Origin of the sequence: Pseudoduganella sp. RAF53_2, assembly GCF_052113985.1 — a bacterium.
GTDB lineage: Bacteria > Pseudomonadota > Gammaproteobacteria > Burkholderiales > Burkholderiaceae_D > Rugamonas.
Genome location: NZ_JBFRDW010000417.1, coordinates 1 through 5,383, shown reverse-complemented (window position 1 = coordinate 5,383; position 5,383 = coordinate 1). Strand labels below are relative to the sequence as shown.

General features: G+C 61.0%; 5 protein-coding genes. All 5 read right to left on the bottom strand.

The genetic code is table 11. The annotated features are described in order from the left end of the window. Positions 1-42 precede the first annotated feature (42 nt). Positions 43-912: a carboxylating nicotinate-nucleotide diphosphorylase gene (nadC, locus tag AB4Z11_RS21655; RefSeq protein WP_442027594.1), complete on the bottom strand. Its 870-nt coding sequence runs from the start codon at positions 910-912 to the stop codon at positions 43-45. Then, a complete protein-coding gene (nadA, locus tag AB4Z11_RS21650; protein ID WP_442027593.1) occupies positions 909-2,036 on the bottom strand; it encodes a quinolinate synthase NadA in 1,128 nt (375 codons plus the stop codon). The genes nadC and nadA overlap by 4 nt, the downstream gene beginning before the upstream one ends. 14 nt (positions 2,037-2,050) lie before the next feature. Then, positions 2,051-3,649, bottom strand: coding sequence for an ABC-F family ATPase (locus tag AB4Z11_RS21645; protein ID WP_442027591.1), 1,599 nt, complete (start codon positions 3,647-3,649; stop codon positions 2,051-2,053). 70 nt (positions 3,650-3,719) lie between these two features. After that, a complete protein-coding gene (ldcA, locus tag AB4Z11_RS21640) occupies positions 3,720-4,634 on the bottom strand; it encodes a muramoyltetrapeptide carboxypeptidase (protein ID WP_442027590.1) in 915 nt (304 codons plus the stop codon). Further along, the coding region (locus AB4Z11_RS21635) for an alpha/beta fold hydrolase (RefSeq protein ID WP_442027589.1) at positions 4,621-5,383 on the bottom strand (763 nt) is incomplete at its 5' end. The genes AB4Z11_RS21635 and ldcA, both read right to left, overlap by 14 nt.

Sequence of the window (5,383 nt, the reverse complement as noted above, 5' to 3'; positions counted from 1 at the left end):
GAGTAAGAGCAGGACAGTCGCGGCGCTTTGAGGGACATCGACTTAGCCGATGATGCGCAGGGAGAAGTCGGTGGCCTTGATGTCTTTGGTCAGGGCGCCGATGGAGATGCGGTGAACGCCGGTTTCGGCGATGGCGCGGACGGTGTCGAAGTTGACGCCGCCGGAGGCTTCGAGCAGCGCGCGGCCGCCATTGATTTCGACCGCTTTGCGCATGGCGTCCAGATCGAAGTTATCGAGCAGGATGGACTCTGCGCCGGACGACAGGGCTTCTTCCAACTCGGCCAGGCTTTCGACTTCCACCTGAATCGACACGCCCGCTTTCGCTACCTTCTTCGCTTCGACCAGGGCCGCCGTGATGCCGCCCGCCGCTGCGATGTGGTTTTCCTTGATCAGAATCCCGTCGTACAGCGCCAGACGCTGGTTCTGGCCGCCGCCAACGCGCACTGCATACTTCTGCGCCAGACGCAGGCCAGGCAGAGTTTTACGCGTATCGAGAATCGCGGCGGTGGTACCTGCGATCACGTCCACATAGCGGCGCGTAGCCGACGCCACGCCGGACAGCAGCTGAAGGAAGTTCAGCGCCGAGCGTTCCGCGGTCAGAATTGCGCGCGCCGGGCCAACGATTGTGCAGACCGGCGTATCAGCGGCCATCAGGTCGCCTTCCGCGTAATGCCATTCGATGCCGATAGCGGCGTCCAGCGCATGCATGACGCCCTCGAACCAGGGAGCGCCGCACAGCACGGCATCTTCGCGGACGATTACGCGTGCCACGGCGCGGCCATCTTCCGGTACGAGCGTGCCGGTCAGATCGCCGGTGCCGATGTCTTCCAGCAGTGCAGCCAGCAGATTGCGTTCGTAGTCGCCTGCGAGAGCATCGTCAAAAGGAGCAAAGCGATTGATCAATGTACTCATGCCGGACCGATTCCCGAAAACAGTTTAGCTTCTTTCGCCAGATCGGCGCCCGGTGCCACACGCGCCTTCTTCGCGGCCGCGAAATCCAGCATGCGGTTGATGGAGCGCTGAGCCTCAACGCCGACAGCCGGGTCGACGTGGATCTCGTTGTTCAGGTTTTCCAGAACGTCCACCAGATTGCGCAGGCCGTTCATCGCCATCCACGGGCAGTGCGCGCAGCTCTTGCAGGTTGCGCTATTGCCGGCGGTTGGTGCTTCGATGAAGGTCTTGCCCGGTGCAGCGAGACGCATTTTGTGCAGGATGCCGTTGTCGGTGGCGACGATGAATTCCTGTGCCGGCAGGCTGACGGCAGCGGCGATCAGCTGCGAAGTGGAGCCCACCACGTCAGCCTGTTCGACCACATTGGCCGGCGACTCCGGGTGCACCAGCACTTTCGCGTTCGGGTACTGCTCTTTCAGCAGGTCCAGTTCCACGCCCTTGAATTCGTCGTGAACGAGGCAGGAACCCTGCCACAGCAGCATGTCTGCGCCGGTCTGCTTCTGGATGTAGGAGCCGAGATGCTTATCCGGCGCCCACAGGATCTTCTTGCCCTGCTCGTGCAGGTGCTTGACGATATCCAGACCGATCGACGAAGTCACCATCCAGTCCGCGCGTGCTTTCACGGCGGCGCTGGTGTTCGCGTACACCACAACCGTGCGGTCAGGATGCTGATCGCAGAAGGCCGCGAATTCATCGGCCGGGCAGCCCAGGTCCAGCGAGCAGGTCGCGTCCAGGTCCGRCATCAGGATCGTCTTTTCCGGGCTGAGGATCTTCGCAGTCTCGCCCATGAAGCGCACGCCCGCCACCACCAGCGTTTTCGCCGGATGGTCGCGGCCGAAGCGCGCCATTTCGAGGGAGTCGGAGACGCAACCGCCAGTCTCCTCCGCCAGATCCTGCAGGTCGGCGTCCACGTAGTAGTGGGCAACCAGCACGGCTTCGCGTTCGCGCAGCAAGGTGCGGATACGCTCCTTGAGCAGAATCTTTTCGTCTGCCGCGACAGGCGCCGGAGTGCGCGCCCACGCATGGGCCACGCAACTGGCCCCGTCTTCCGTCGGCTTCTCGTAGTCGACGGTTTTGATCGGCATTACAACAGCATTCATTAATCGATACCTTGGCTCTTCAGATAGTCTTCGTAGTTGCCGCGGAAGTCGACGACTTCATTTTCCTTGATCTCGATAATGCGATTGGCCAGCGAGGAAACGAACTCACGGTCATGCGACACAAAGATCAGGGTGCCGGCATACTTGTCCAGAGCGATGTTGAGCGACTCAATCGATTCCATGTCCATGTGGTTGGTCGGTTCGTCCAGCATCAGGACGTTGTGACGGCCCAGCATCAGCTTGCCGTACATCATACGACCTTTTTCGCCACCTGACAGGACGCGCACCTGTTTCTTGACTTCGTCGCCGCCGAACAGCAGGCGGCCCAGGATGGAGCGCACGGCCTGATCGTCGTCGCCTTCCTTGGTCCACTGGCCCATCCAGTCCGTCAGATTCAGCTCATTGGCGAAATCTTCGGTCGGGTCCTGCGGCATGTAGCCGACGTTGGCGTTCTCCGCCCACTTGACCATGCCGGTATCCGGTTGCAGCTTGGCGATGTCGCCCACGATGGAACGCAGCATGGTGGTCTTGCCCGCGCCGTTGGCGCCGATGATCGCAATGCGCTCGCCCGCTTCAACCATGATGCTGAAGTTCTTGAACAAGGTGCGGTCGTAGGACTTGGAGATGCCGTCCACTTCCACGGCCAGACGGTGCAGCTTCTTCTCGCCTTCGAAACGCACGAACGGATAGGCACGGGACGATGGCTTGATGTCCTCGACCTTGATCTTGTCGATCATCTTGGCGCGCGAAGTCGCCTGGCGGGCCTTGGATTTGTTGGCCGAGAAGCGGCGCACGAAGTCCTGCAGCTCGGCGACCTTCTCTTTCGCCTTGGCGTTGTTGGCCAGCTGCTGGTTACGGGCCTGGGTCGACGCCAGCATGTAGTCGTCGTAATTGCCTGGATAGATCTTCAGCGTGCCATAATCCATGTCCGCCACGTGGGTGCACACCTGGTTCAGGAAGTGGCGATCGTGGGAAATGATGATCATGGTGGAATTGCGCTGATTCAGCACGTCTTCCAGCCAGCGGATGGTGTTGATGTCCAGGTTGTTGGTCGGTTCGTCCAGCAGCAGGATGTCCGGATTCGAGAACAGGGCCTGGGCCAGCAGCACGCGCAGCTTCCAGCCCGGCGCCACCGCGCTCATCGGGCCCTGGTGCAGGTCGATGGCAACGCCCACACCCAGCAGCAGTTCACCTGCGCGGGCTTCGGCGGTATAGCCGTCGTACTCGGCGACCTTRCCTTCCAGTTCGGCCGCTTCCATATAGTCTTCGTCGGTCGCTTCCGGGTTCGCGTAAATCGCGTCGCGCTTCTGGATGGCGGCCCACATTTCGGTGTGGCCCATCATGACCACGTCGAGCACGCGCATTTCCTCGTACGCGAACTGGTCCTGACGCAGCTTACCCATGCGCTCATTGACATCCAGCGACACATTACCGGCAGACGGTTCCAGATCACCGCCCAAGATCTTCATGAAGGTGGACTTGCCGCAGCCGTTGGCGCCGATCAGGCCATAACGGTTGCCGTCGCCGAATTTGACAGAGATGTTCTCAAACAGCGGCTTGGCGCCGAACTGCATGGTGATATTTGCGGTGGAAAGCACTGGAAAAAGCCTTTTCAGTTACAGATTGGATAACCTCACATTGTAACATTTTTCGGCCTGTTCCGCCTCTTTACCCTCCCAGGACAGGATATCCCGACACCGTCAAATCGAAACCGGCCGAATCCGACCGCAGGTGGGCCTGCGCGCCAAACGGCAGCGTGCAGCGCTCCTTGACGTGGCCGAACGGCAGGCCGGTCAGCACCGGGATCGGCAAACGGGCGCGGATGAAGGCCAGCATGGCATCGAAATCGTAGCCATTGTCGGTGGGCGCCAGGCGATAACCGGAGAAATCGCCCAGCACGATGGCTTTCTGGCGATCCAGCACACCCGTCATCTGCAATTGCAGCAGCATGCGCTCGACGCGGTATGGATGCTCGCCCACATCTTCCAGGTACAGAATACCGCCTTCGATCTGCGGGAAATACGGTGTGCCGATCAGGTGGTTGACCATGGCCAGATTGCCGCCCCACAGCGTGCCCTGCACGTCGACCAGCGGATTCCCCTCGGCGGTGCCGCGCACACTGTGCGTTGGACCACGCAGGCAATCCCAGAACTGCTGCAAGGTGTAGTCGACCGGCTCTTCGCGGATAAAATCGTCGCACATCATCGGCCCGGCAAAACTGATCTTGCCGGTGGCTGCGTACAAGCCCATATGGAAAGCCGTGATGTCGCTGTAGCCGATAAACAGCTTTCCGCTGTCGGCCATTTTGCGGAAATCGATCTGCGGCAGGATGCGGCTGATGCCATATTGTCCGCGCAGCGCGACCACGATCTGGCAGTCGGGATCATCGGCGGCGGCATTTAGCTGCGCCAGGCGTCCCTCGTCGGTGCCGGCGAAGCGCTGGAATTTCTTGTGGGAGTCGTAGTAGTTGTGCACCAGGACGCCCTGCTCTTCAAGGCGCGCAATGCCGCGCGCGAGTGCTGCGTCGTCCAGTGCGTAGCCGCCGGGAGCGGCGATGGCGATGCCGATTTTAGTCTTGCTCAAGATAGTCTGGATGGGATGGCTGAGGCGCTGCCATCTTACCTTCCAAGTGCGTGCCGATCAAGGCAAGCAGACGCCCCATCAACTGGGGCGGCAGATCATGGCCCATGCCCTCGATCAGCTCAAGCCGCGCATCGGGAATCTGGTCCGCGGTATCGATGCCGCAGGCGGGCGGCACCAGCGGATCTTCCGTGCCGTGCACCACCAGGGCCGGACAGCGCAAACCTTGCAGCAATTTGCTGCGATCCCCTGAAGCGACAATCGCCACCAGCTGGCGCGCAGCACCGTCGGGATGGACATTGCGGTCCACTGYCCGCCCGCACATCTCGCGCACATAATCCTCCGGCATGGGATAGGCAGGACTGCCGATCACGCGGAAGGTATTGGTCATGTTTTCAATCAGCTCTTCGCGTGTCGCTTGCTGCGGTGCGGAAGTGAGCAGAATGCGCCTCGCCGCCGGCGTTGGTCCCGGCAATCCGGGCTTGCCGCTGCTCGACATGATCGAAGTGAGGGATAGCGTGCGTTGCGGATAACGCGCTGCAAAAATCTGCGACACCATGCCGCCCATCGACACGCCAATGATGTGCGCACGCGGCACACACAGATAATTCAGCAGGCCACAGGYGTCGGCAGCCATATCGTGCAGCGTGTAGGCGGCTTTGAGCTTGATTCCGGCAAGGGTCTTGAGATAGGCCAGCCACAGGCGCGGCGTGCCAAGATGGTCGAATTTGCTGGACAGGCCTGCATCACGG